The 21,532-nt window shown below is 63.8% G+C and carries 19 protein-coding genes and 1 pseudogene; 14 read left to right on the plus strand and 6 right to left on the minus strand.

Features of this window, described 5'->3' with window-relative positions; translation table 11 throughout:
* Window positions 1–202 precede the first annotated feature (202 nt).
* Window positions 203–496 (minus strand): DUF1330 domain-containing protein, encoded by a 294-nt coding sequence (locus H040_RS00005; protein WP_027919928.1) that lies wholly within the window; start codon window positions 494–496, stop codon window positions 203–205.
* 78 nt (window positions 497–574) lie between these two features.
* Between H040_RS00005 and ribBA the strand changes: the two genes are divergently transcribed.
* The 5 genes from ribBA (at window position 575) to H040_RS00030 (ending at window position 5,972) form a co-directional block, all read left to right on the plus strand.
* Window positions 575–1,696, plus strand: a complete 1,122-nt coding sequence (gene ribBA / locus H040_RS00010; RefSeq protein ID WP_027919927.1) for a bifunctional 3,4-dihydroxy-2-butanone-4-phosphate synthase/GTP cyclohydrolase II — start codon at window positions 575–577, stop codon at window positions 1,694–1,696.
* A gap of 352 nt (window positions 1,697–2,048) precedes the next feature.
* Window positions 2,049–3,074 (plus strand): polyamine ABC transporter substrate-binding protein, encoded by a 1,026-nt coding sequence (locus H040_RS00015; protein WP_027919926.1) that lies wholly within the window; start codon window positions 2,049–2,051, stop codon window positions 3,072–3,074.
* Complete coding sequence (locus H040_RS00020) at window positions 3,071–3,988, plus strand: ABC transporter permease (RefSeq protein WP_033696399.1); 918 nt, start codon at window positions 3,071–3,073, stop codon at window positions 3,986–3,988. Before H040_RS00015 ends, H040_RS00020 begins: the two co-directional genes overlap by 4 nt.
* A 6-nt stretch (window positions 3,989–3,994) precedes the next feature.
* Window positions 3,995–4,804, plus strand: coding sequence for an ABC transporter permease (locus H040_RS00025; protein WP_027919924.1), 810 nt, complete (start codon window positions 3,995–3,997; stop codon window positions 4,802–4,804).
* A 19-nt stretch (window positions 4,805–4,823) separates the two neighbouring features.
* A complete protein-coding gene (locus H040_RS00030) occupies window positions 4,824–5,972 on the plus strand; it encodes an ABC transporter ATP-binding protein (RefSeq protein WP_027919923.1) in 1,149 nt (382 codons plus the stop codon).
* 154 nt (window positions 5,973–6,126) lie between these two features.
* On the opposite strand, the gene H040_RS00035 is transcribed toward H040_RS00030, so the two are convergent.
* Window positions 6,127–7,038 carry a LysR substrate-binding domain-containing protein gene (locus tag H040_RS00035; protein ID WP_027919922.1) on the minus strand — a complete coding sequence of 304 codons (912 nt, stop codon included), beginning with the start codon at window positions 7,036–7,038 and terminating at the stop codon, window positions 6,127–6,129.
* A gap of 96 nt (window positions 7,039–7,134) precedes the next feature.
* On the opposite strand from H040_RS00035, the gene H040_RS00040 reads away from it, so the two are divergent.
* The 3 genes from H040_RS00040 to H040_RS00050 all read left to right on the plus strand — a co-directional run bounded on the left by H040_RS00040 (window position 7,135) and on the right by H040_RS00050 (window position 10,819).
* Window positions 7,135–8,241 carry a tartrate dehydrogenase gene (locus tag H040_RS00040; RefSeq protein ID WP_033696397.1) on the plus strand — a complete coding sequence of 369 codons (1,107 nt, stop codon included), beginning with the start codon at window positions 7,135–7,137 and terminating at the stop codon, window positions 8,239–8,241.
* 67 nt (window positions 8,242–8,308) lie between these two features.
* Window positions 8,309–9,616, plus strand: coding sequence for a substrate-binding domain-containing protein (locus tag H040_RS00045; protein WP_027919920.1), 1,308 nt, complete (start codon window positions 8,309–8,311; stop codon window positions 9,614–9,616).
* 159 nt (window positions 9,617–9,775) lie between these two features.
* The gene (locus H040_RS00050) at window positions 9,776–10,819 is read left to right on the plus strand and encodes a TerC family protein (RefSeq protein ID WP_027919919.1); all 1,044 of its coding nucleotides are present in this window, start codon (window positions 9,776–9,778) and stop codon (window positions 10,817–10,819) included.
* Between the two features lie 60 nt (window positions 10,820–10,879).
* On the opposite strand, the gene H040_RS00055 is transcribed toward H040_RS00050, so the two are convergent.
* Window positions 10,880–12,109 (minus strand): acyl-CoA dehydrogenase, encoded by a 1,230-nt coding sequence (locus tag H040_RS00055; RefSeq protein ID WP_027919918.1) that lies wholly within the window; start codon window positions 12,107–12,109, stop codon window positions 10,880–10,882.
* A gap of 138 nt (window positions 12,110–12,247) precedes the next feature.
* On the opposite strand from H040_RS00055, the gene H040_RS00060 reads away from it, so the two are divergent.
* A complete protein-coding gene (locus tag H040_RS00060; protein WP_027919917.1) occupies window positions 12,248–13,174 on the plus strand; it encodes a LysR family transcriptional regulator in 927 nt (308 codons plus the stop codon).
* 193 nt (window positions 13,175–13,367) lie between these two features.
* Window positions 13,368–14,534, plus strand: a complete 1,167-nt coding sequence (locus H040_RS00065; protein ID WP_027919916.1) for a cysteine desulfurase family protein — start codon at window positions 13,368–13,370, stop codon at window positions 14,532–14,534.
* A gap of 274 nt (window positions 14,535–14,808) precedes the next feature.
* On the opposite strand, the gene H040_RS00070 is transcribed toward H040_RS00065, so the two are convergent.
* Window positions 14,809–15,462 carry an oxygen-insensitive NAD(P)H-dependent nitroreductase NfsB gene (locus H040_RS00070; protein WP_027919915.1) on the minus strand — a complete coding sequence of 218 codons (654 nt, stop codon included), beginning with the start codon at window positions 15,460–15,462 and terminating at the stop codon, window positions 14,809–14,811.
* Window positions 15,463–15,566: 104 nt separating this feature from the next.
* On the opposite strand from H040_RS00070, the gene H040_RS00075 reads away from it, so the two are divergent.
* Genes H040_RS00075 through H040_RS00085 form a run of 3 tightly spaced genes read left to right on the plus strand, consistent with a single transcriptional unit; the run spans window position 15,567 to window position 17,989 of the window.
* Entirely contained in the window at window positions 15,567–16,466 is a 900-nt protein-coding gene (locus tag H040_RS00075) for a LysR family transcriptional regulator (RefSeq protein ID WP_027919914.1), read from the plus strand.
* Window positions 16,467–16,523: 57 nt separating this feature from the next.
* Window positions 16,524–17,354, plus strand: a complete 831-nt coding sequence (locus H040_RS00080; protein ID WP_027919913.1) for an AraC family transcriptional regulator — start codon at window positions 16,524–16,526, stop codon at window positions 17,352–17,354.
* 50 nt (window positions 17,355–17,404) lie between these two features.
* Window positions 17,405–17,989, plus strand: a complete 585-nt coding sequence (locus H040_RS00085) for a LysE family translocator (protein WP_027919912.1) — start codon at window positions 17,405–17,407, stop codon at window positions 17,987–17,989.
* A gap of 125 nt (window positions 17,990–18,114) precedes the next feature.
* Here the strand turns inward: H040_RS00085 and H040_RS00090 are convergent, their stop codons facing one another.
* Window positions 18,115–19,314 carry a sugar transporter gene (locus tag H040_RS00090; RefSeq protein ID WP_027919911.1) on the minus strand — a complete coding sequence of 400 codons (1,200 nt, stop codon included), beginning with the start codon at window positions 19,312–19,314 and terminating at the stop codon, window positions 18,115–18,117.
* 224 nt (window positions 19,315–19,538) lie between these two features.
* On the opposite strand from H040_RS00090, the pseudogene H040_RS00095 reads away from it, so the two are divergent.
* Window positions 19,539–20,129 (plus strand): annotated as a pseudogene (locus H040_RS00095) (hypothetical protein); the annotation flags it as partial.
* A 174-nt stretch (window positions 20,130–20,303) separates the two neighbouring features.
* Here the strand turns inward: H040_RS00095 and calA are convergent.
* On the minus strand, window positions 20,304–21,356 hold the full coding sequence (gene calA, locus H040_RS00100; RefSeq protein ID WP_027919910.1) for a vanillin reductase: 1,053 nt from the start codon (window positions 21,354–21,356) through the stop codon (window positions 20,304–20,306).
* Window positions 21,357–21,532: the final 176 nt, after the last annotated feature.

The raw sequence follows: 21,532 nt of genomic DNA on the forward strand, positions 1-21,532 counted from the left end.
AAACTTGTGGTGCACCTGTGGGCCTCCTCAACAACATCACTAAATTCGAAACTTGTGATGTACCTGTGGGCCTCCTCAACAACACCACTGAATTCGAAACTTTTGGTGCACCTGTGGGCCTCCTCAAGAACATCACTGAATTCGAAACTTGTGGTGCACCTGTGGGAGCGGGTTTACCCGCGAAAGGGCCATCAGCCTTCACTCAAGGCTCGAGCCCTTCAACGATGATCACCTCAGCCTTTGCCACCCCTTGGCGATGGCTGCACGCCTCCTGGTACAGCTCGGACCGGTAGCACGCCAGCGCCTGCTCATACGAATCGAACTCGATCACCACGCTACGCTGTGGAGTAGGCCGCCCCTCCAGCGCCTCGCTGCGCCCGCCGCGGGCCAGGAAGCGGCCGCCGAATGCCTTGAAGGCAGCGGGAGCGCGCTGGGTGTACTGCTGATACTGCTCGGGGTCGGTCACATCGACGTGGGCGATCCAATAGGCCTTCATCCGCTGCTCTCCTGTTACAACGATATTTGTGTATGATGGTATACCATAAAAATCACCCCACCACAGTGAGCGTGCAACATGGCATTCAACACCATCGAGGAACTCCTCGAGGACTACCGGCAAGGCAAGATGGTTCTGCTGGTGGACGACGAGGATCGGGAAAACGAAGGCGACCTGCTGATCGCTGCCGAGCGCTGTGACGCCCAAGCCATCAACTTCATGGCCCGTGAAGCACGCGGCCTGATCTGCCTGACCCTGACGGACGATCACTGCCAGCGCCTGGGCCTGGAGCAAATGGTACCGGCCAACGGCAGCGTGTTCAGCACCGCTTTCACCGTGTCGATCGAAGCCGCCAGCGGCGTCACCACCGGCATCTCCGCCGCCGACCGGGCACGCACCGTGGCCGCCGCCATGGCGCCCGATGCCCGCCCCGAAGACCTGGTGCAGCCCGGCCACATCTTCCCCCTGCGTGCCCGCGAAGGCGGTGTGCTGACCCGCGCCGGGCACACCGAAGCCGGTTGTGACCTGGCCCGGCTGGCCGGTTTTATCCCGGCCTCGGTGATCGTAGAGGTGCTCAACGATGACGGCACCATGGCCCGGCGCCCCGACCTGGAAGTATTCGCCGCGCAACACGGCATCAAGATCGGCACCATCGCCGACCTGATCCACTACCGCCTGAGCACCGAGCAGACCATCAAGCGCATCGGCGAGCGCGAGCTGCCGACCGTGCACGGCACGTTCCGCCTCGTGACCTACGAGGATCGCATCGAAGGCGGCGTGCACATGGCCATGGTCATGGGCGATATCCGCCGTGAGCAGCCGACCCTGGTGCGGGTGCATGTGATCGACCCGCTGCGCGACCTGGTCGGTGCCGAATACGCCGGGCCCGCCAACTGGACGCTTTGGGCAGCGTTGCAGAAAGTCGCCGAGGAAGGTGCCGGGGTGGTGGTGATCCTGGCCAACCACGAGTCCTCCCAGGCGTTGCTCGAACGCGTGCCGCAGCTGACCCAACCGATTCGTCCCTACCAGCGTGGGCAGTCGAAGGTGTATTCGGAGGTCGGTACCGGTGCGCAGATTCTGCAGGACCTGGGCGTGGGCAAGCTGCGTCACCTGGGCCCGCCGCTGAAGTATGCAGGGTTGGCCGGCTATGAGCTGGAAGTGGTACAGAGCATTCCGTTCGAGCCGAGCCTGATTAGCTGACACGGACCCTGTAGGCGCGGCCTTGTGTCGCGAAAGGGCCGCACAGCGGCTCCAGCAATTCATGTGTCGACGCTGAAACCCTGGGGCCACTTCGTGGCCCTTTCGCGAGACAAGGCCGCTTCTACAAGTGCTGCGGCAGTCTGATGAGGACGGAGTGATGGCCGGTCGCCTCATGCCTCTTGCCAAAAGTTTGGAATACCATAATATGATATCCCGTAGACCTTGAATCTGCAGGCCGGCACCTACAATTACAAACGGCCACAAGACACTTTGTTTTAGCTGCTCCCCGAACACTGTTGGCGGGCGCACCAGAAGCCCCGCCTCGAATAACAAAAGCAACGAGGGCGTAACCATGCTGTTGAGCAAACGTGTAACCGCAGTGCTGTCCGCCAGCCTGCTGACCCTGGCATGTCAGGCCGCCCAGGCCGCCGACAGCCTCAATTTCGTCAGCTGGGGCGGTACCACCCAGGACGCCCAGAAAGAAGCATGGGCCGTACCCTTCAGCAAATCGACTGACATCAAAGTCGTGCAGGACGGCCCGACCGACTACGGCAAGCTCAAGGCCATGGTCGAAAGCGGCAACGTGCAGTGGGACGTGGTCGACGTCGAAGCCGACTTTGCCTTGCGTGCCGCCAGCGAAGGCCTGCTCGAACCCCTCGATTTCAACCAGATCAAGCGCGACAAGATCGACCCGCGCTTCGTTTCCGATCACGGTGTCGGCTCGTTCTTCTTCTCCTTCGTGCTCGGTTACAACGAAGGCAAGCTCGGTGCCAACAAGCCGGTCGACTGGACCGCGCTGTTCGACACCAAGACCTACCCTGGCAAGCGCGCCCTCTACAAATGGCCTAGCCCCGGCGTGCTGGAACTGGCCCTGCTGGCCGACGGCGTAGCCCCCAAAGACCTCTACCCGCTGGACCTGGACCGCGCCTTCAAGAAGCTCGACACCATCAAGAAAGACATCGTCTGGTGGGGCGGTGGCGCCCAGTCGCAGCAACTGCTGGCCTCCGGTGAAGCCTCGCTCGGCCAGTTCTGGAACGGCCGCGTCTATGCCCTGCAGCAAGACGGTGCACCGGTGGGCGTGAGCTGGAAGCAGAACCTGGTCATGGCCGACTTCCTGGTCATCCCGAAAGGTTCGAAGAACAAGGACGCGGCCATGAAGTTCCTGGCCAACGCCAGCAGCGCCGAAGGCCAGGCCGCATTCGCCAACAAGACCGCCTACGCCCCGGTGAACATCGACAGCGTGGCCAAGCTCGACAAAGACCTCGCGCCGAACCTGCCGACCGCCTACGCCCAGGACCAGGTCACCCTGGACTTCGCCTACTGGGCTAAAAACGGCCAGGCCATCGCAGCCCGCTGGAATGAGTGGTTGGTCAAATGAAAGTCGCCATCAACGCCCTGCATAACGCGCAAGGTGCCCCCACGGGCACCGGCGCCCCGGGAACGGCCCCGCGCCGCGTCAGCCTGAGCCAACGCTGGAAAGGCAGCCGCAACCTGCTGCCGGCCCTGCTGTTCCTGGGCCTGTTCTTCTTCGCCCCGCTGATCGGCCTGTTGCTGCGCGGGGTGCTGGAGCCAACGCCAGGGCTGGGCAACTACGAGCAGCTGTTCGCCAACTCGGCTTATGCACGGGTACTGTTCAACACCTTCTCGGTGGCCGGCGTGGTCACCCTGATCAGCGTGCTGCTGGGCTTCCCGCTGGCCTGGGCGATCACCCTGGTGCCCAATGGCTGGGGCCGCTGGCTGCTGAACATCGTGCTGCTGTCGATGTGGACCAGCCTGCTGGCACGCACCTACTCGTGGCTGGTGCTGCTGCAGAGCTCGGGGGTGATCAACAAGGCGTTGATGGCCATGGGTATCATCGATACCCCGCTGGAGATGGTGCACAACCTCACCGGCGTGGTGATCGGCATGAGCTACATCATGATCCCGTTCATCGTGCTGCCGCTGCAGGCGACCATGCACGCCATCGACCCGATGGTGCTGCAGGCCGGCTCGATCTGCGGCGCCAGCCCGTGGACCAACTTCTGGAAAGTGTTCCTGCCGTTGTGCCGCTCGGGGCTGTTCTCCGGGGCGCTGATGGTGTTCGTGATGTCTCTGGGCTACTACGTCACCCCGGCCCTGCTCGGGGGTGCACAGAACATGATGCTGCCTGAGTTCATCATCCAGCAGGTGCAGTCGTTCCTCAACTGGGGCCTGGCCAGCGCCGCCGCCGCACTGCTAGTGGTCATCACCCTGGTGCTCTTCTACCTGTACCTGAAGCTGCAGCCGGAATCGCCGGTTGGCAACGCGAGGTAAACCGCCATGCTCCTGTCTCCCAATGCCATGGGCCGCCCGCTGCGTACGGGCCTGTACCTGACCACCGGGGTCATCGCGGCCTTCCTGCTGCTGCCGGTGGTGTTCATCGTGTTGCTGTCGTTCGGCTCGTCCCAGTGGCTGGTGTTCCCGCCGCCGGGCTGGACCTTCAAGTGGTACGGCCAGTTCTTCTCCAACCCGGAGTGGATGGACGCCGCCCTGGCCAGCCTCAAGGTCGCCGTGCTGACCACCATCGCTGCCGTGCTGCTCGGCCTGCCTACCGCCTTCGCCCTGGTGCGTGGCCGCTTCCCTGGCCGCGAAATGCTCTATGGGCTGTTCACCATGCCGATGATCGTGCCGCTGGTGATCATCGCCGTGGCGGTGTATGCGCTGTTCCTCAAACTGGGCTACACCGGCACGCTGTTCGCCTTCGTGGTCAGCCATGTGATCGTCGCCCTGCCCTTCACCATCATCTCGATCATCAACTCGCTGAAGCTGTTCGACCAGTCGATCGAGGATGCTGCGGTGATCTGTGGTGCCTCGCGCCTGCAGGCGATCTTCAAGGTGACCTTCCCGGCGATTCGCCCGGGCATGATCGCCGGTGGCCTGTTCGCCTTCCTGGTGTCGTGGGATGAAGTGGTGCTGAGCGTGATGATGGCCAGCCCCGACCTGCAGACCTTGCCGGTGAAGATGTGGACCACCCTGCGCCAGGACCTGAGCCCGGTGATCGCCGTGGCCTCGACCCTGCTGATCGGCCTGTCGCTGCTTGTCATGTTCATTGCCGCCGCCTTGCGCCGGCGCACCGAAGTCAACGCCTGAGCGTGCGGAGAAAACAACAATGAGTGCAGTCATCAAAGACAACGCGCACGGCAAGACCCTGGTCAGCCTGCGTGGCCTGAACAAGCACTACGGCGACTTCACCGCCGTGGACAACCTCGACCTGGAGATCCAGGACGGCGAGTTCCTGACCTTCCTCGGCTCCAGCGGCTCGGGCAAGTCCACCACGCTGTCGATGCTGGCCGGCTTCGAAACGCCAAGCAGCGGCGAGATCCTGGTCGAAGGCCAATCGCTGGTGAACGTGCCGCCGCACAAGCGCGACATCGGCATGGTGTTCCAGCGTTACTCGCTGTTCCCGCACCTGAACGTGCGTGACAACATCGGCTTCCCGCTGGCCATTCGCAAGCTCAGCGCCACCGAGACCACCAAGCGCGTCGATGCCATGCTCAAGCTGGTGCAGCTGGAGCAATTCGCCCACCGCAAGCCGTCGCAGATGTCCGGTGGCCAGCAGCAGCGTGTGGCGATTGCCCGGGCGCTGGTGTACGAGCCGCGCATCCTGCTGATGGACGAGCCGCTCGGCGCTCTGGACAAGAAACTGCGCGAAGACCTGCAGGACGAACTGCGCCAGCTGCACCGCAGGCTGGGCATCACCATCGTCTACGTGACCCATGACCAGGAAGAAGCCATGCGCCTGTCCCAGCGCATCGCCATCTTCAGCCATGGCAAGATCGTTGGCCTGGGTACCGGCTACGACCTTTACCAGAACCCGCCAAATGCTTTTGTTGCGTCGTTCCTGGGCAACTCGAACTTCCTGCGGATCAAGGCCAACAGCAATGGTGCAGGCAGCTTCGAAGGCCAGCCGGTGGCGATTCGTCTGACCCCAGGCCTCACCGCGCAACAGGATGCGCTGATCATGGTGCGGCCGGAAAAAGCACTGGCCCTGACTGCCGAGCAGGCCGCACGGGAGCCATTGCCTGCGGGCTGGAACGAGGTAACTGCGAAGGTGGGAGAGGTGCTGTTCCTGGGCGAGAGCCAGACTTGCCATGTGGTGACCGCCGGCGGTACCGAGCTGACGGTGAAGGCGCTTTCGGCCGCCGGGATGCCGATGCAGCCGGGCGATAACGTGAAAGTGCGCTGGGCGGTGGCGGATGCCTGCATCTACACCGAGTGGGCGGAAAGTGACCTGAGCAAGTCGGCCGGGGCGCATTGATCCCAGCGGGTTAATGGCTGTGCCGGCCCTTCGCGGGTAAATCGGGGCGCCGAACCGCCGCTCCCACAGGCATTGCATAAAATTTGAATGCAGTGGAGTACCTGTGGGAGCGGCGGTTCGGCGCCCCGATTTACCCGCGAAGAGGCCGGCACTGTCAGCCCGGGATCTGAAACCTCTCGGTGAAATACTGGCGGAAGAACGCCACCGCCACCCGCACCTTGGCCGACCCGGCCAGCGGCGCGGTATACACCGCCCAGATATCGGCACTCTGCCGATACCCTTCCAGCACCTGCACCAACCGGCCATCGGCCAGGCTGTCGTGCACATCCCACCATGACCGCAGCACGATCCCGCGCCCGTCCAGGCACCACTGGTGCACCACTTCACCGTGGTTGCTCGACAGCGCGCCGGTAACCCGCACACTTTCCTCGCCAGCAGGCCCTTCAAGGTGCCAGAGACCGAACGGATGGTCGCGCTCCTTGATCACCAGGCAGTCATGGCTGGCCAGATCGGCCAGGGTCTTCGGCGTGCCGCGCCGGGCCAGGTAATCCGGCGCCGCGCACAGCACCCGCCAGTTGCGCGCCAGGCGCTTGGCGATCAGGTTCGGGGCAATCTGGTCGCCGACGCGGATGTCCAGATCGACCCCCTCGGCCGCCAGGTCCACCAGGCGGTCATGCACGTCCAGGCGTATGTCCAGCCGTGGGTAGCGCGCCGCCAGCTCCGACAACGCCGGCGCCACCATCCGCCGGCCCAGGCCCAGGCTGCTGGCGATGCGCAACTGCCCGGCCGGCTCGCGCTGGCCGGCGTCCAGGTCATCGCCCATGCGCTGCAGGGCCTCGAAAATCTGCTGCGCCCACTGGTAGACCCGCTCGCCCTCCTCGCTCACCGTCACCCGCCGGGTGGTGCGGTGCAGCAGGCGCACCCCCAGGTCCGCCTCGAGCAGGCGGATGCGCTTGCTGACGAACGCCGCCGACATGCCGCGGGCGTCGGCCACCGCCGCAAAACTCGCGCGGCGGGCCACTTGAAGGAAGATCTCGAGGTCGTCGAGGCTCGGCAGATTATTCACGATACGTACACCAAGAATGCATGAACTGGCTGATTATCCATGAAGCAAACCCTTATAGCATGGCCCACATCAGATCCCCAGACACAAGGTGTGGCCATGACCAAGACCAAGACCAAGACTTTCAAGATCGCCGCCATCCCCGGTGACGGCATCGGCAATGAAGTGCTGCCCGAAGGCATCCGCGTGCTCGAAGCCACCGCCCGCAAGCACGGCCTGGACCTGCAGTTCGAGTTCTTCGAGTGGGCCAGCTGCGACTACTACCTGGCCCACGGCAAGATGATGCCAGACGACTGGTTCGACCAGCTCAAGGGCTTCGACGCCTTGTACTTCGGTGCCGTCGGCTGGCCCGACAAGGTACCTGACCATATTTCCCTGTGGGGTTCGCTGCTCAAGTTCCGCCGCGACTTCGACCAGTACGTGAACATCCGCCCGGTGCGCCTGTTCCCCGGCGTACCCTGCCCGCTGGTCGGCAAGCAGCCTGGCGATATCGACTTCGTGGTGGTGCGGGAGAACACCGAAGGCGAGTACTCGTCGCTGGGTGGGCGCATGTTCGAAGGGACCGCCAACGAATTCGTCCTGCAGGAATCGGTGTTCACCCGCCGTGGCGTCGACCGGATTCTCGAATACGCCTTCGAGCTCGCGCACAATCGCCCGCGTCAGCATGTGACCTCGGCCACCAAGTCCAACGGCATGGCCGTGAGCATGCCTTACTGGGACGAGCGCACCGCCGCCGTGGCCGCACACTACCCGCAGATCAGCTGGGACAAGCAGCACATCGACATCCTTTGCGCACGCTTCGTGCTGCAGCCGGAGCGCTTCGACGTGGTGGTGGCCTCCAACCTGTTCGGCGATATCCTCTCTGACCTCGGGCCAGCCTGCACCGGTACCATCGGCATCGCGCCGTCGGCCAACCTGAACCCCGAGCGCAAGTTCCCGTCGTTGTTCGAACCGGTGCATGGCTCGGCACCGGATATCTTTGGCAAGCACATCGCCAACCCGATCGGCATGATCTGGTCGGGCGCGCTGATGCTCGAGTTTCTCGGCAAGGAAACGGCTGACAGCCGTTACCAGGCAGCACACGATGACATCCTGCAGGCCATCGAGGCGGTCATTGCCAGCGGTGCGACCACGCCTGACATGGGCGGCAGCCGCTCGACCCAGGCAGTCGGCCAAGCCATCGTCGAGGCGCTGAACGCCGCCTGACAGTCACATTTCGGTCACGCCTGCGTCGTAATCTGCCGGGCAACTCTATGCCACAAGGTCGCCCGGCATGCTCCGCCTGCTGCTCCTGCTGCTTCCCCTGCTCCCGCTGACGGCCCTGGCCGAAGCTGGCCACCTGCGCGTGCAAGGCTCAAACACCATGGGCGCGGCGCTGTTGCCCGCCTTGGTGCAGGGGCATCTGTGGGCGCAACAGGCGACGGACATCCAGCAATCACCGGGGGCAGTGCCGAACGAGACCGTCATCACCGCACGCGATGCCCACGGGCAGGCGCTGCGCATCGACGTCGCGGCGCATGGTTCCAGCACCGGCTTTGCCGCGCTGAGCCAGGGCAATGCCGACCTGGCTGCGGCCTCACGCCCCATCAGCGACGCCGAGGTGCGCCAGCTCAATGCTCTGGGTGACCTGCGCTCGGCCAACGCCGAACAGGTCATCGGCCTGGACGGCGTGGCGGTGATCGTCCACCCCGATAACCCCCTGCCACAGTTGACGACCGAGCAATTGGCACAAATCTTCTCCGGGCAGATACGGCGCTGGGAGCAACTGGGCGTGGCCGGCGGTGCCATTCACCTGTATGCACGTGATGATCGCTCCGGGACCTATGAGACCTTCAAGGCACTGGTGCTGGAACCACAGCATGGCGAACTGGCCAGCCAGGCGCAGCGTTTCGAGTCCAGCGAAGCGCTGGCCGAGCGGGTCGGCGCCGACCGCCAGGCTATCGGTTTCAGCAGCCTGGCAGCCGTGCACGGGGCCAAGGTGCTGGCGGTGGCCGAGGGCGATGCACCGGCCATGTTGCCGGACCGTCAGCTGGTGGCCAGCGAAGACTACCCACTGTCACGCCGCTTGTACTTCTACCTGCCGGCCAATGCCAAACCCCAGGCCCGAGCGCTGGCGGACTTCGCCCAGAGCCCGGCCGGCCAGGCCATCGTCGCTGCACAGGGCTTTGTCTCGCAGCAAGTCAACGCGCAACCGGTACCGGCGCAGGCCGACATGCCACCGCGCTACCGCAGCCTGGCCCAGCAGGCGCAACGCTTGAGCGTCAACTTCCGTTTCCAGGAAGGCAGCGCCAGCCTCGACAACAAGGCCCTGCGCGATGTGCAGCGGGTCACCGAATACCTGCGCCAGGCCGGCAAGCTGCATAGCAAGGCGGTGCTGGTTGGCTTTGGCGACCCCAAGGAAACACCTGGCCGTGCAGCCCTGCTATCGCGCCTGCGCGCCCAGGCAGTACGCCGCGAACTGGCACGCGGTGGCGTCGAGGTGCTGGAGGTGACAGGCATGGGCGATGAATTGCCAGTCGCTGGCAATGACCTGGAGCAAGGCCGCTTGCGTAACCGGCGAGTGGAAGTCTGGGTCTACTGACGGGCAAAGAATTGTAACAGCTCACCATTCGGCATCACTGGCAAACGGGTCTAGGCTCAAGGTCATGTGATACCGGGCCCCTCTGACGGCTGCCAAGCCGTGATGTCGGATCACTGTTGCGATCTTCACATGGCAACGTCGACTATCAAGGAGGGGCTCATGACAGCTCTGCAGACATTCCTCACCACCCCGTTTCTTGGCACCAGCACCTGGTTGTGGCTGGTGTTCATGGCCATCGTCATCGGTTTGCTGGTACTCGACCTGGGCGTGCTGCACCGCCAGGAACGCGAGATCGAAATGCGCGAGAGCCTGTTGCTGTATTCAGGCTATTTCAGTGTCGGCGTACTGTTTGGCCTGTGGGTCTGGCATGAGCTTGGGGCGCAATCGGCGCTGGAGTTCTACAACGGCTTCCTGGTCGAACAGTCACTGTCGATGGACAACGTGTTCGTCATGGCGATGATCTTCGGCTTCTTCGCCATCCCCCGTCGCTATCAGCACCGTGTACTGTTCTGGGGGATTCTCGGGGTGGTGTTCCTGCGTGCGATCATGATTGGCGTGGGTGCGGCGCTGGTGCAGAACTTTGCCTGGGTGCTCTATGTCTTCGGCGCCTTCCTGCTGTTCACCGGGGTCAAGATGGCCCTGTCGAAGGAAGACAGCCACCCCGACCTGGCCAACAACCCGATCTTGAAGTTCGTGCGCCGGCACATGCGCGTGACCGACCAGATCCATGGCTCGCACTTCTTCGTGCGCCTGACGCCGCCCGGCGAAAGCAAGGCGTTGCGCTATGCCACACCCCTGTTCCTGGCCTTGGTACTGATCGAGCTGGCCGACCTGGTGTTTGCCGTCGACAGCGTGCCGGCGATCTTCGCCATCACCCAGGACCCGTTCATCGTCTACACCTCCAACATCTTCGCCATCCTCGGCTTGCGCTCGCTGTACTTTGCCTTGTCAGCGCTGATGCACCGGTTCGTCTACCTCAAGTATGCGTTGGCACTGGTGCTGATTTTCATTGGCTGCAAGATCTTCTACCACGGCATGGTGGGCAAGGTGCCGGCGTTGCTGTCGTTGGGGGTGACGTTCGGGTTGTTGCTCGGTGGGGTGGTGGTTTCGTTGATCAAGACGCGGGGGGAGAAGCAGGTACCGAGCGTCAGCGAACCTGTTGCGACCCGCAAAAAGGGAAAGGACCCACAACTGAAAGTGTAAGGTTTGCCTATACCGGCCTTTTCGCGGGCTTGCCCGCGAAAAGGCCGGTATAGGCTTGCATCACCTTCCGCCGCTCAGCATGTGCGACGGCACATACTTGCCAATCTCGTACTTGCCGATCGCCGCCCGGTGCACCTCATCCGGCCCATCCGCCAGGCGCAGGGTGCGTTGCATGGCATACATGTAGGCCAGCGGGAAATCGCCGCTCACCCCTGCCCCGCCGTGCATCTGGATCGCCCGGTCGATCACCTTCAACGCCACGTTCGGCGCCACGACCTTGATCTGCGCGATCTCGCTGCGTGCGACCTTGTTGCCGACGGTGTCCATCATGTACGCCGCCTTCAGCGTCAGCAGGCGCGCCATGTCGATCTCCATGCGCGAGTCGGCGATCTTGTCGACGTTGCCGCCCAGGCGCGCCAATGGCCGGCCAAAGGCCGTGCGCTCGACCGAGCGTTTGCACATCAATTCCAGCGCCCGCTCGGCCATGCCGATCGAGCGCATGCAATGGTGAATGCGGCCTGGGCCCAGGCGGCCCTGGGCGATCTCGAAGCCACGCCCCTCCCCAAGGAGTACGTTTTCATACGGTACCCGCACGTTCTCGAACAGCACTTCGGCATGGCCGTGCGGCGCATCGTCATAACCGAACACCGGCAATGGGCGGACGATCTTGACGCCCGGCGCATCGGTGGGCACCAGCACCATCGAGTGCTGCTGATGGCGCGGACCGTCGGGGTTCGACAGGCCCATGAAGATCATCACCTTGCAACGCGGGTCGCAGGCGCCGGACGTCCACCATTTGCGCCCATTGATCACCCACTGGTCACCGTCTCGCACGGCGGTGGCAGCCATGTTGGTCGCGTCCGAAGACGCCACGTCCGGTTCGGTCATGGCGAATGCCGAGCGGATTTCGCCACGCAGCAAAGGCTCCAGCCACTGACGTTTCTGCGCCTCGCTGCCGTAGCGCACCAGCACTTCCATGTTGCCGGTGTCCGGCGCCGAGCAGTTGAACGGCTCCGGGCCAAGCAACGAGCGGCCCATGATCTCGGCCAGCGGGGCGTACTCAAGATTGCTCAGGCCGGCGCCGTATTCCGATTCCGGCAAAAACAGGTTCCACAAACCCTCGGCGCGGGCCTTCGCCTTGAGCGCTTCCATGATCGCAGTGGGCTGCCAGCGGTCGCCCTCGGCAACCTGGCGCTCGAACACCGGTTCTGCGGGGTAGACGTAAGCATCCATGAAGGCGCTGACGCGCTCTCGCAGTGCCTGGACCTTGGGCGAATAGGCGAAATCCATCGGGGTTACCTTCACGGTTGGAAGTACATGGGCAGAGCCTAGAGCAGCCAGCCTCGATCTACCTAGTCTATTTTCCGCGTGTATAAACATTCATAACCGATATATGATCGGCCAATAATTCCAACAAAGAGCGGCGCCATGAACCTCAGCAAGGTCGACCTCAACCTGTTCATTGTCTTCGACGCGATCTACACCGAAGCCAACCTGACCCGCGCCGGGCAGATCGTCGGCATCACCCAGCCGGCAGTGTCCAATGCCTTGTCGCGACTGCGCGAAACCTTCAACGACCCGCTGTTCGTGCGCACCGCCCAGGGCATGGTGCCCACGCCCATGGCCCAGAACATCATCGGCCCGGTGCGCAATGCCCTGGCGCTGCTGCGTACCTCGGTGCAAGAAAGCCGCATCTTCAACCCGCAACAGGCCAACAAAACCTTCCGCATCAGCATGACCGACCTCACCGAGGCGGTAATCCTGCCGCCGCTATTCCAGCGCCTGCGCCGCCTGGCCCCGGCAGTGCTGATCGAAAGCTTGCTGTGCAAGCGCCGTGAAACCACCAAGGAACTGGCCGCCGGGCGCCTGGACTTCGCCGTCGATGCCCCACTGAACACCGACCCGCAGGTGCGCCACGTCAAACTGATGCAGGACCGCTACGTCTGCGCCCTGCGCCAGGGCCACCCGCTGGCTGATGCCAAGCTGACCCTGGACAACTACCTGGGCATGACCCACATTCATATTTCCAGCCGCCGCAACGGTCTGGGTTATGTCGACCTGGCATTGGGCAAGATGGGTGTGCAACGCAAGGTCGCGCTGCGTTCTCAGCATTACCTGATGGCGTCGCAGGTATTGCAGCAGACGGACATGGCCATGACCGTGCCCGAGCGCTTCGCCCGCCGCCACCAGCTGCGCTTCCAGCCGCTGCCGGTCGAAGTGCCACCGCTGGAAACTCACCTGTACTGGCACGAAAGCACCGACCAGGACCCGGCTAACCGCTGGATGCGCGAGCAGATCATCGAATTGTGCGAGCGTGTGGTGGCCGAAGAAGAGCGTGCGCTGGCGCCTGCCTGACCCCACTCAAGACCTGTGGGCTCGTTACGAACCCACAGAGTAAAAACCTATTCCATGGCGATCTATAAATAGAGAAAAATATTCTCCATAAGACGGTTAGATCCAGCATAAAAGGCAAATTCATTCCCACTCCAGCGCGTAGGCTTGATGCAACGATTGCCGATACCACGGCAGCACTGCACGGACTCGCTCTATGCCTAGCGCCCCGCTCTATTTCGACTACGCCGCCACCACTCCGGTCGATGACCGGGTCATCGAAACCATGCTCACTTGCCTCGGGCGCCAGGTTAACTTCGGCAACCCTGCTTCCAGTGGCCACGCCTACGGCCAGGCCGCCCGCGAAGTGGTCGAGCAAGCCCGCCGACAAGTGGCCGAGCGGGTCGGTGCCCGCGCCGAAGACATCATCTGGACATCGGGCGCCACCGAGTCCAACAACCTGGCACTCAAGGGCATCGCCCAGGGCATGATTCAGGGCAAGGCCCAGCCGGGCCACCTGATCACCAGCCAGCTGGAGCACAAGGCCGTGCTCGACACGGTCAACGAACTGGAGCGCCAGGGCTGGGCCATCACGCGTCTGGCGCCGGACGCCAGCGGCCTGATCCAGCCCTACGCCGTGCAGGCGGCCTTGCGTGCCGACACTCGCCTGGTGTCGCTGATGGCCGTCAACAACGAACTGGGTACCATCACCGATTTCGCTGCCATTGGCGAGCGAGTGCGCGCCCATGGCGCCCTGCTGCATGTGGACGCGGCCCAGGCGGTCGGCAAGCTGGCCATCGACCTGCAGGCGATGGCGGTGGACCTGATGTCGTTCTCGGCGCACAAGGTGTATGGGCCAAAAGGCATCGGCGCGCTGTACGTCGGCCACCGCGCCCGTGAGTTGATGCGTGCACAGATCCACGGCGGCGGGCATGAGCAAGGGCTGCGTTCGGGTACCCTGCCGACGCATCAGATTGTTGGGATGGGCAGCGCCTTCGCCTTGGCCGGTGAGCCGGGTGACAGCGAGCACCAGCGTATCGAGCAATTGGCCACACGCTTGCGTGAGGGGCTGCTGTCATTGCCAGGCGTCAGCCTCAATGGCTGCGCCTTGCAGCGGATTCCTCACACCTTGAACCTGTGCATCGAAGCCAACGGCTTCAACAGCATGACCTTGGCCAGTGAATTGGCGCTGTCGACCACGTCGGCATGCAATTCGGCGAGCAATGCGGCTTCGCATGTGCTGTTGGCGCTGGGGCTTGATGAGGCGCGGGCACGCAAAAGTGTGCGGGTGAGTATTGGGCGGTTTACCAGCCAGGCTGAGGTGGACACGGCGATCGGGGTGTTCAAGCGGGCGTTGACTGCGGCTTCGGCGGCATTGTGGTAGGGGCTGGGCGCATGCCTCAAGCTTTTCGGGGCCTGTGAGACCGAGCGCCGCCCACGCGGCGCATCGCGGATAAAACCCGCGCCTACATTCGTTGCAACGTGGCCATGGTTGTCAGCCGGTTTGCAAGGCTCGCCTTGGCGGGCAACCATGGCGTATCAGGCATGTTGCACATAGATGCAGGAGCGGATTTTATCCGCGATGCGCCGCGTGGGCGGCGCTCGATCTCACAGGCGCTGCAAGGTACACGGCGAACACCCCAACGCCCACCGCAGCCTCAGAGGAAGGTAAACACCGTCGAAGCCGGCAGCCGCGACTTGCTCAGCCCGGCATTGAAATCGGCCTCGCTGCGATAGCCCAGGCTCATTACCACCACACTGGTAAAGCCCTGCTCACGCAGGCCCAGTTCGGCATCCAGTACCTTGCTGTCGAAGCCTTCGATCGGCGTGGCATCCAGACCATGGGCCGCGGCGCCCAGCAGTGCGGTGCCCAAAGCCAGATAGGTCTGTTTCTCCATCCAGTGCTGCAGGTCTTTCTGATCGAAGCGATGCAAGTCGACATAGCCGCGACGGCTCTGGTTCTGCCCTGCCCGCGCCTGCTCATCGCGGAAGCGGCCATCGGCCTGTTCCTGGTCGAGCACCGCATTCAGGTGCGCCTCGGTCATCTCGGTGCGGGTGCAGAAGACGATCACGTGGGAGGCGTCGAGGATTTTTGGCGAGTTGTAGGCAAAACGGCCGTCGGTGGCCTTGGCCAGGCGGGCTTTGCCTTCGGCGCTGTCGGCGACGATGAAGTGCCAAGGCTGTGAGTTGACCGAGGACGGGCTGTGGCGCAGCTGCTCAAGCAATGCATCGACCGTGGCCTGAGGGATCTTGCGAGCGGCATCGTAGGCCTTGGTGGTGTAACGGCGCTTGGCCAGGGAGACGGTATCCATGCTGCAACTCCAGTGAACGAAACGGGATTTGTTGCGCATCTTATCTTTCCTGCTGATAAGAAAAACCGGCAGAATGCAGCAACACTTTCACCTCTGGAGTGAAAATGCTTCGTTTTACCGACCTGGAACTGTTCGTGCGCAGCAGTGCACTGGGCAGCTTCACCGCCGCCGCGCATGAAGCCGACCTGCTGCCCGGGCAAGTGGCCGCCGCGATCAAGCGCCTGGAGCGCGACCTCGACGTGCGCCTGTTCGCCCGCACCACCCGCAGCCTGCGCCTGACTGCGGAAGGCGAGCTGTACCTGCCCACCGCCCAGCGCGTGCTGGACACCCTGCGCCAGGGCCACGAACAGCTTCACGGCCACCACAGCACCCTGCGTGGGGTATTGCAGGTCTCGGCGCCTTCCGACATTGGCCGCAACCTGTTGCTGCCCTGGCTCAGCGCCTTTCGCCGCGAGCACCCGGCACTGAGCCTGCGCTTTTTCCTTTCGGACCAGATTGCCGACTTCAGCCGCGACCCGGTGGACATCGCCATCCGCTACGGCCTCAACCAGGACGCCAACTACATCGCCCTGCCGCTGGCGCCCTGGAACCGCCGGGTAGTGGTGGCATCCCCCGGCTACCTGGCCCGCCACGGCCGCCCCCGCACGCCCGAAGAACTGCAGCAGCATGATTGCCTGCTGTACCTGCAGCACAACCGCGTGTACGACAAATGGCAGCTTGGCAACCGCACCGTGCAGGTACGCGGGCCACTGGTCAGCGACGATGCCGACGTGGTCCGGCGCTGGGCGCTGGAGGGCGAAGGTATCGTCTACAAATCGTGGCTGGATGTCAGCGCCAACATCGCCGCCGGCGAGCTGGAGATCCTGCTGCCCGACCATCAGGGCGAAGCCACGCCTGTGACGCTGGTGTGTCCGCACCGCAAGCAGCTGTCGCCCGCAGTGACGCAGTTGCACCTGTGGCTACGCGAGCGCTTTGCCGCGTTGCAGCCTGCACAATTGTTCTAAACCGCTGGGTGCATCTGGGGTAAGGTGAACTGCCCTACCCACCAGCCGTGCAGCACCATGAGCAACTGGATCGACCTCAAGCAAGACGCCGACACCGGCATCGAGTCGGTCCGCGCGCATTTTGTCGGCCACGCCTATGACCCCCACTGGCATGACAGCTTCCTGGTCGGTTTCACCGAGCAGGGCGTGCAGCAATTCGATTGCCGAAGGGTGCGCCACAACAGCACGCCAGGGCACGTGTTCCTGCTTGAGCCTGGCGATATCCACAATGGCCAGGCGCCCACCGCAGAAGGCTTTACCTACTCGACGTTGTACCTGCAGCCACACTGGCTGGAGGCCGAGTTGCGCACGTTGTTCGAACAGGCACCGAGCGATAGCCTGCCCAGCATTGCCGAGCCGTTGTGCCATGACGCACGCCTGGCCGGTGCTGTCGCCCGGGCATTCCAGGCCGTGCATGGCCCGGAGCTGCGCATCGTGCGGCAAACCGCCACCGATGACCTGCTCAGTTGCCTGACCCGCCACCTGCACTGGCGCAAGCGCCTGAACCCCGACCCGCGCCTGCCGCTGACTGCGCAACGGGCACGCGACTACCTGCATGCCCACCTCGACCAGGACATCGGCCTGGAGCAACTGGCACAGGCTTGCGGGGTCGACCGCTTCCGCCTGACCCGGGCCTTCAAGGCCGCCTTTGGCCTGGCACCCCATGCCTACCTGATCCAGCTGCGCCTGGCCCGCGCCCGGCGCCTGCTCGCTCAGGGCCAGACACCCGCAGAAGTGGCCATGATCCTGGGCTTTGCCGATCAGAGCCATTTGGGGCGCTGGTTCCGGCGCGCTTACCAGCTGACCCCGGCCGACTACCGTCGCCGCTGCTCAAACCTTCCAGACTGACCCGAGGTCAGCTGCGAGCATCGGGCTCTGATCAATCGGAGCCATTTACCATGTCGCAATCGTTGTTGCCCTTCATCCTCTTCGCCCTGGTGGCCAGCATCAGCCCGGGGCCGACCAATCTGCTGATGCTTGCCCACGGCGCCCGTGAAGGCATGCGCGCCAGCCTGGTACCGATACTCGCGGCCTGCGGGGCGGCCGCGGCGGTGGTGCTGCTGGTGGGGTTGGGCCTGGGCGAATTACTGATTCGCCACCCACTGGCTCAGCAAGCGATGAGCTGGGCTGGCGTGATCTGGCTGAGCTGGCTGGCCTTGCGCATGCTGCGCAGCGCAGGTGAACCGCTGGATACGTCGGCGGGCAAAACGTTCGGGCCCTTGAGCGCGGCATCGCTGCAGGTGGTGAACCCGAAGGTGTGGATGATGGCCGTGGCAGTGATCGGGGTATTTGCGGCGCCGTCATTGCCGGTGTGGCAATTGGCATTGGTGTTCCTGCTGATTGCGCTGCCGTGCATGGCGGCGTGGGCGGTGCTGGGTGTGGGCAGTGCGCGCTGGCTGCAGGCGCCGGGGCGGTTGCTGTGGTTCAACCGGGGGTTGGCCGGGTTGCTGCTGGTATCGGCCTGGGCTGCGGTGTTGAGCTGATTACTGAGGTTTCCTTTGATGGCCTCTTCGCGGGTGAACCCGCTCCCACAGGCAACGCATTGATTTTGAAGACTATGCAGTACCTGTGGGAGCGGGTTTACCCGCGAAGAGGCCGTCGCAGGTAATCAGTGGCTCAACGCCTCGCGGAACCGCCGGGTACTGGCCACCGCCAACAGCAAACCGGCCACCGCCACGCTACCACCGACCATGCCGATGTCGGCCACGCCCATCTGGCTGCTGACGATACTGCCCAGCAACGCCCCGCCACCGATGCCGATGTTGTAGATACCGGAGAACAGCGCCATGGCCACATCGGTGGCATCGGACGCCAGCTTGAGTGTCTTGGACTGCAGCGACAGGCTGAAACTGAGAATCGCCACGCCCCAGAACATGCTCAACACCGCAAACACATAGAAATTGCCGGACAGCGGCAGCAGCAACAGCAAGCAAGCCGCCAGCACGCCGATCGAGCCCACCAGGAAGCCATGCGGGAAGCGATCGCTGTAACGGCTGAACAGCACCGAGCCGACCACACCAGCGCCACCGAACAACAACAGCAACACCGTGGTGCGCTCGCCACCGATCTGCGCCACGTGCAGGGCAAAGGGCTCGATGTAGCTGTAGGCGGTGAATTGCGCGGTGATCACCAAGGTCACCAGCAGGTAGGTAATCACCAGCGCCGGGCGTTTGAACAGGACTGGCAAGCTACGCAGCGAGCCGGAGTTCTGGCTAGGCAGCAACGGCAGCGACTTCATCAGGCACAGCATGGTTACCAGCGCTACACCGGCAATGCTGAGGAAGGTGATGCGCCAGCCCAGCGCTTCGCCCACCACGCGCCCCAGTGGAATGCCCAGCACCATCGCCAGGGTCGTGCCCGTCGCCAGCAAGCCCAGCGCCTTGGCCTGTTGGCCCGGCGGCGCCACACGCACGGCCAGCGACGCGGTGATGGCCCAGAACACTGCATGGGCCAGGGCGATGCCGATGCGGCTGACCAGCAGCATGGCAAAGCTCTGCGACAACCACGACAGCAGGTGGCTGAGGATGAACACCAGGAACACGAACAGCAGCAGGCGCCGGCGCTCGACGTTGCGGGTGACCAGCATCATCGGTAAAGAAGCCAGCGCCACTACCCAGGCATAGATGGTCAGCATCAGGCCGACCTGCGCGGTGGTCATGTCGAAGCTGCTGCCGATGTCACTGAGCAGCGCCACCGGGACAAACTCGGTGGTGTTGAAGATGAACGCCGCCAGGGCCAGGGCGATCACGCTCAGCCAACTGCCGCCACCCGCGGTCGGGGGCAGGTTGGTGGGGATAGGTCCGTTCATGGGTAGGAATCTGTTCTCCGCAGGCATGGCGAAAGGACGCGCGTCAGGGGCCAAGTATCGGCCGCGCTGAGGCACGGGTTTGTTATTGGATGGATGGCCTGCATGGTACGCGTCACGCCGGGGCCTCACAACCATGGCGGCATTGCGAGTACCATGCGCGCTCTATGTGAATGGCAAAGCGGAACAAGGAGCACGGTCCGCCCATGGACAAGCAGTCCCCCGAACAATGCCTCAGCAGCGTGCTGCTGCTGGACGACGGCAGCCTGCTGGCGCGCTTCGGCATGCCCGGCGAAAAAGGCCAGGTGCTGCGTATCGACCGTCACGGGGTGGTTCCCGTCATCGGCCTCACGCACTTCGGCCGCTGCCCGCAGCGCCGTTACTTTGCCTTGGCCAACGCCGAGGGCGTGCGCATCACCGATGGCTGGGACGGCCCGCAGGTGACCCGGCTGGCCTGGCCGACCGGGCTGGAAAACCTGCCCAGGGGTTACCCGTTCGAACCTTTCGACCTGCCGCCGACGCCGACCACGCTGGTACCGTTCCCTGATGGGCAACGGGTGTTGCTGGTCAGCGCCGAGGGCATCTTCCTGCTCGCCAGCGAGGGCACCACACGCCTGTTGCCGCGTCAGGTGCAAATTGTCGAGGCACTGGCAACGGGCATGGACCCGGACGACATCGACTTGGGGCTGTCGATGGCGCAAGGCGCCGTCTCGCCCGATGGCCGGCTGATCATGGTTGGCGAGCAAAACAGCCCTCACCTGGTGCTGAACGAACAACTTGAGGTGATCGGCGAGATCGCCACGGGCAGCGAACAGCCACTGATGGTCGATGGCTGCCAGCTCCATGACAGCTGCATGCTGGGCAAGGCCTACGCGTGCTTGCGGGCGCATGCCGAGGCTGACGAAGTACGGCAGGCGCTGTTATGGAAGGACTGGCAAAGCGCACTGGCGTGCTAGGGCCTGTACCGGCGCGAGAGCCGGTACAGGCAGGGCTCAGCCCTGCAGGGTCGCCATGTCGATTACGAAGCGGTACTTCACATCGCCGGCGATCATGCGCTCATAGGCTTGGTTGATGTTGCGGATGTCGAGCATCTCGATATCGCAACGGATGTCATGCGCGGCACAGAAATCCAGCACTTCCTGGGTTTCGGCGATACCGCCAATCAACGAGCCGGCCAGCACCCGACGCTTGAGCACCAGGTTGGCCGCATGCACGGCTGGGTCGATCGGCTCGATCAGGCCGACCAGGATGTGCACGCCATCGAACTTCAGGGTTTCCAGATACGGGTTGAGGTCGTGCTGCACCGGGATGGTATCGAGCAGGAAGTCGAAACGGCCAGCGGCGGCTTGCATCTGCTCGGCATCGGTGGACACGATCACGTGGTCGGCGCCCTGGCGGCGGGCTTCTTCGGCCTTGGCCGGGGAGCGGGTGAACAGGGTCACTTCGGCGCCCAGCGCCTTGGCCAGCTTGATGCCCATGTGGCCCAGGCCACCCATGCCGAGGATGCCGACCTTGTGGCCTGGGCCGACGCCGTGGTGCTTGAGCGGCGAGTAGGTGGTGATGCCTGCGCAGAGGATCGGTGCCGCGCTGGGCAGGTCCATGCCGGCCGGGATGCGTACAACGAAGTGCTCGCTGACGACGATGCTGCTGGAATAACCGCCCATGGTGTTGCTGCCGTCGACCCGGTCCGGGGTGGCGTAGGTCATGGTCGGGCCTTCCAGGCAGTATTGCTCCAGGTCTTTGGCGCAGGCTTCGCAATGGCGGCAGGAGTCGACCATGCAGCCGACACCGACCAGGTCGCCAACCTTGTGCGAAGTGACCTTGTCACCCACCGCAGTAACGCGGCCGATGATCTCGTGGCCAGGCATCAGCGGGTACACGGCGATACCCCACTCGTTGCGCGCCTGGTGGATGTCGGAGTGGCACACACCGCAATAGAGGATCTCGATGGCGACATCGTCCGCGCGCGGTGCACGGCGCTGGAACGTCATGGGGGCCAAGGGGCTGGTCGGGGTCTGGGCGGCGTAGCCGATGGCGGTATACATGCAGGACCTCACAGGGAAGTGAAACGATTCAGGCCGAGCATTCTGCGCGCCGGCGCCCTCCCCGCCCACGGCTGATTCTCCGGCATCCATGCCTGATCCTCCGAACCTGCCAATGGCCATCTGGCGCTGGCCAGCCAATCTGCGATGATGAGACTGTCTGATTCTCTGCCCTGGTT

The sequence above is a fragment of the Pseudomonas sp. URMO17WK12:I7 genome (assembly GCF_003269045.1).
Taxonomy (GTDB): Bacteria; Pseudomonadota; Gammaproteobacteria; order Pseudomonadales; family Pseudomonadaceae; genus Aquipseudomonas; species Aquipseudomonas putida_J.

Coding starts and splice junctions, on each gene's coding strand:
- H040_RS00065 (WP_027919916.1), top strand. CDS start 13,368: ATGCCTAGCGCCCCGCTCTATTTCGACTACGCCGCCACCACTCCGGTC.
- H040_RS00030 (WP_027919923.1), top strand. CDS start 4,824: ATGAGTGCAGTCATCAAAGACAACGCGCACGGCAAGACCCTGGTCAGC.
- H040_RS00055 (WP_027919918.1), bottom strand. CDS start 12,109: ATGGATTTCGCCTATTCGCCCAAGGTCCAGGCACTGCGAGAGCGCGTC.
- calA (WP_027919910.1), bottom strand. CDS start 21,356: ATGTATACCGCCATCGGCTACGCCGCCCAGACCCCGACCAGCCCCTTG.
- ribBA (WP_027919927.1), top strand. CDS start 575: ATGGCATTCAACACCATCGAGGAACTCCTCGAGGACTACCGGCAAGGC.
- H040_RS00015 (WP_027919926.1), top strand. CDS start 2,049: ATGCTGTTGAGCAAACGTGTAACCGCAGTGCTGTCCGCCAGCCTGCTG.
- H040_RS00060 (WP_027919917.1), top strand. CDS start 12,248: ATGAACCTCAGCAAGGTCGACCTCAACCTGTTCATTGTCTTCGACGCG.
- H040_RS00025 (WP_027919924.1), top strand. CDS start 3,995: ATGCTCCTGTCTCCCAATGCCATGGGCCGCCCGCTGCGTACGGGCCTG.
- H040_RS00020 (WP_033696399.1), top strand. CDS start 3,071: ATGAAAGTCGCCATCAACGCCCTGCATAACGCGCAAGGTGCCCCCACG.
- H040_RS00070 (WP_027919915.1), bottom strand. CDS start 15,462: ATGGATACCGTCTCCCTGGCCAAGCGCCGTTACACCACCAAGGCCTAC.
- H040_RS00045 (WP_027919920.1), top strand. CDS start 8,309: ATGCTCCGCCTGCTGCTCCTGCTGCTTCCCCTGCTCCCGCTGACGGCC.
- H040_RS00080 (WP_027919913.1), top strand. CDS start 16,524: ATGAGCAACTGGATCGACCTCAAGCAAGACGCCGACACCGGCATCGAG.
- H040_RS00075 (WP_027919914.1), top strand. CDS start 15,567: ATGCTTCGTTTTACCGACCTGGAACTGTTCGTGCGCAGCAGTGCACTG.
- H040_RS00085 (WP_027919912.1), top strand. CDS start 17,405: ATGTCGCAATCGTTGTTGCCCTTCATCCTCTTCGCCCTGGTGGCCAGC.
- H040_RS00005 (WP_027919928.1), bottom strand. CDS start 496: ATGAAGGCCTATTGGATCGCCCACGTCGATGTGACCGACCCCGAGCAG.
- H040_RS00040 (WP_033696397.1), top strand. CDS start 7,135: ATGACCAAGACCAAGACCAAGACTTTCAAGATCGCCGCCATCCCCGGT.
- H040_RS00050 (WP_027919919.1), top strand. CDS start 9,776: ATGACAGCTCTGCAGACATTCCTCACCACCCCGTTTCTTGGCACCAGC.
- H040_RS00090 (WP_027919911.1), bottom strand. CDS start 19,314: ATGAACGGACCTATCCCCACCAACCTGCCCCCGACCGCGGGTGGCGGC.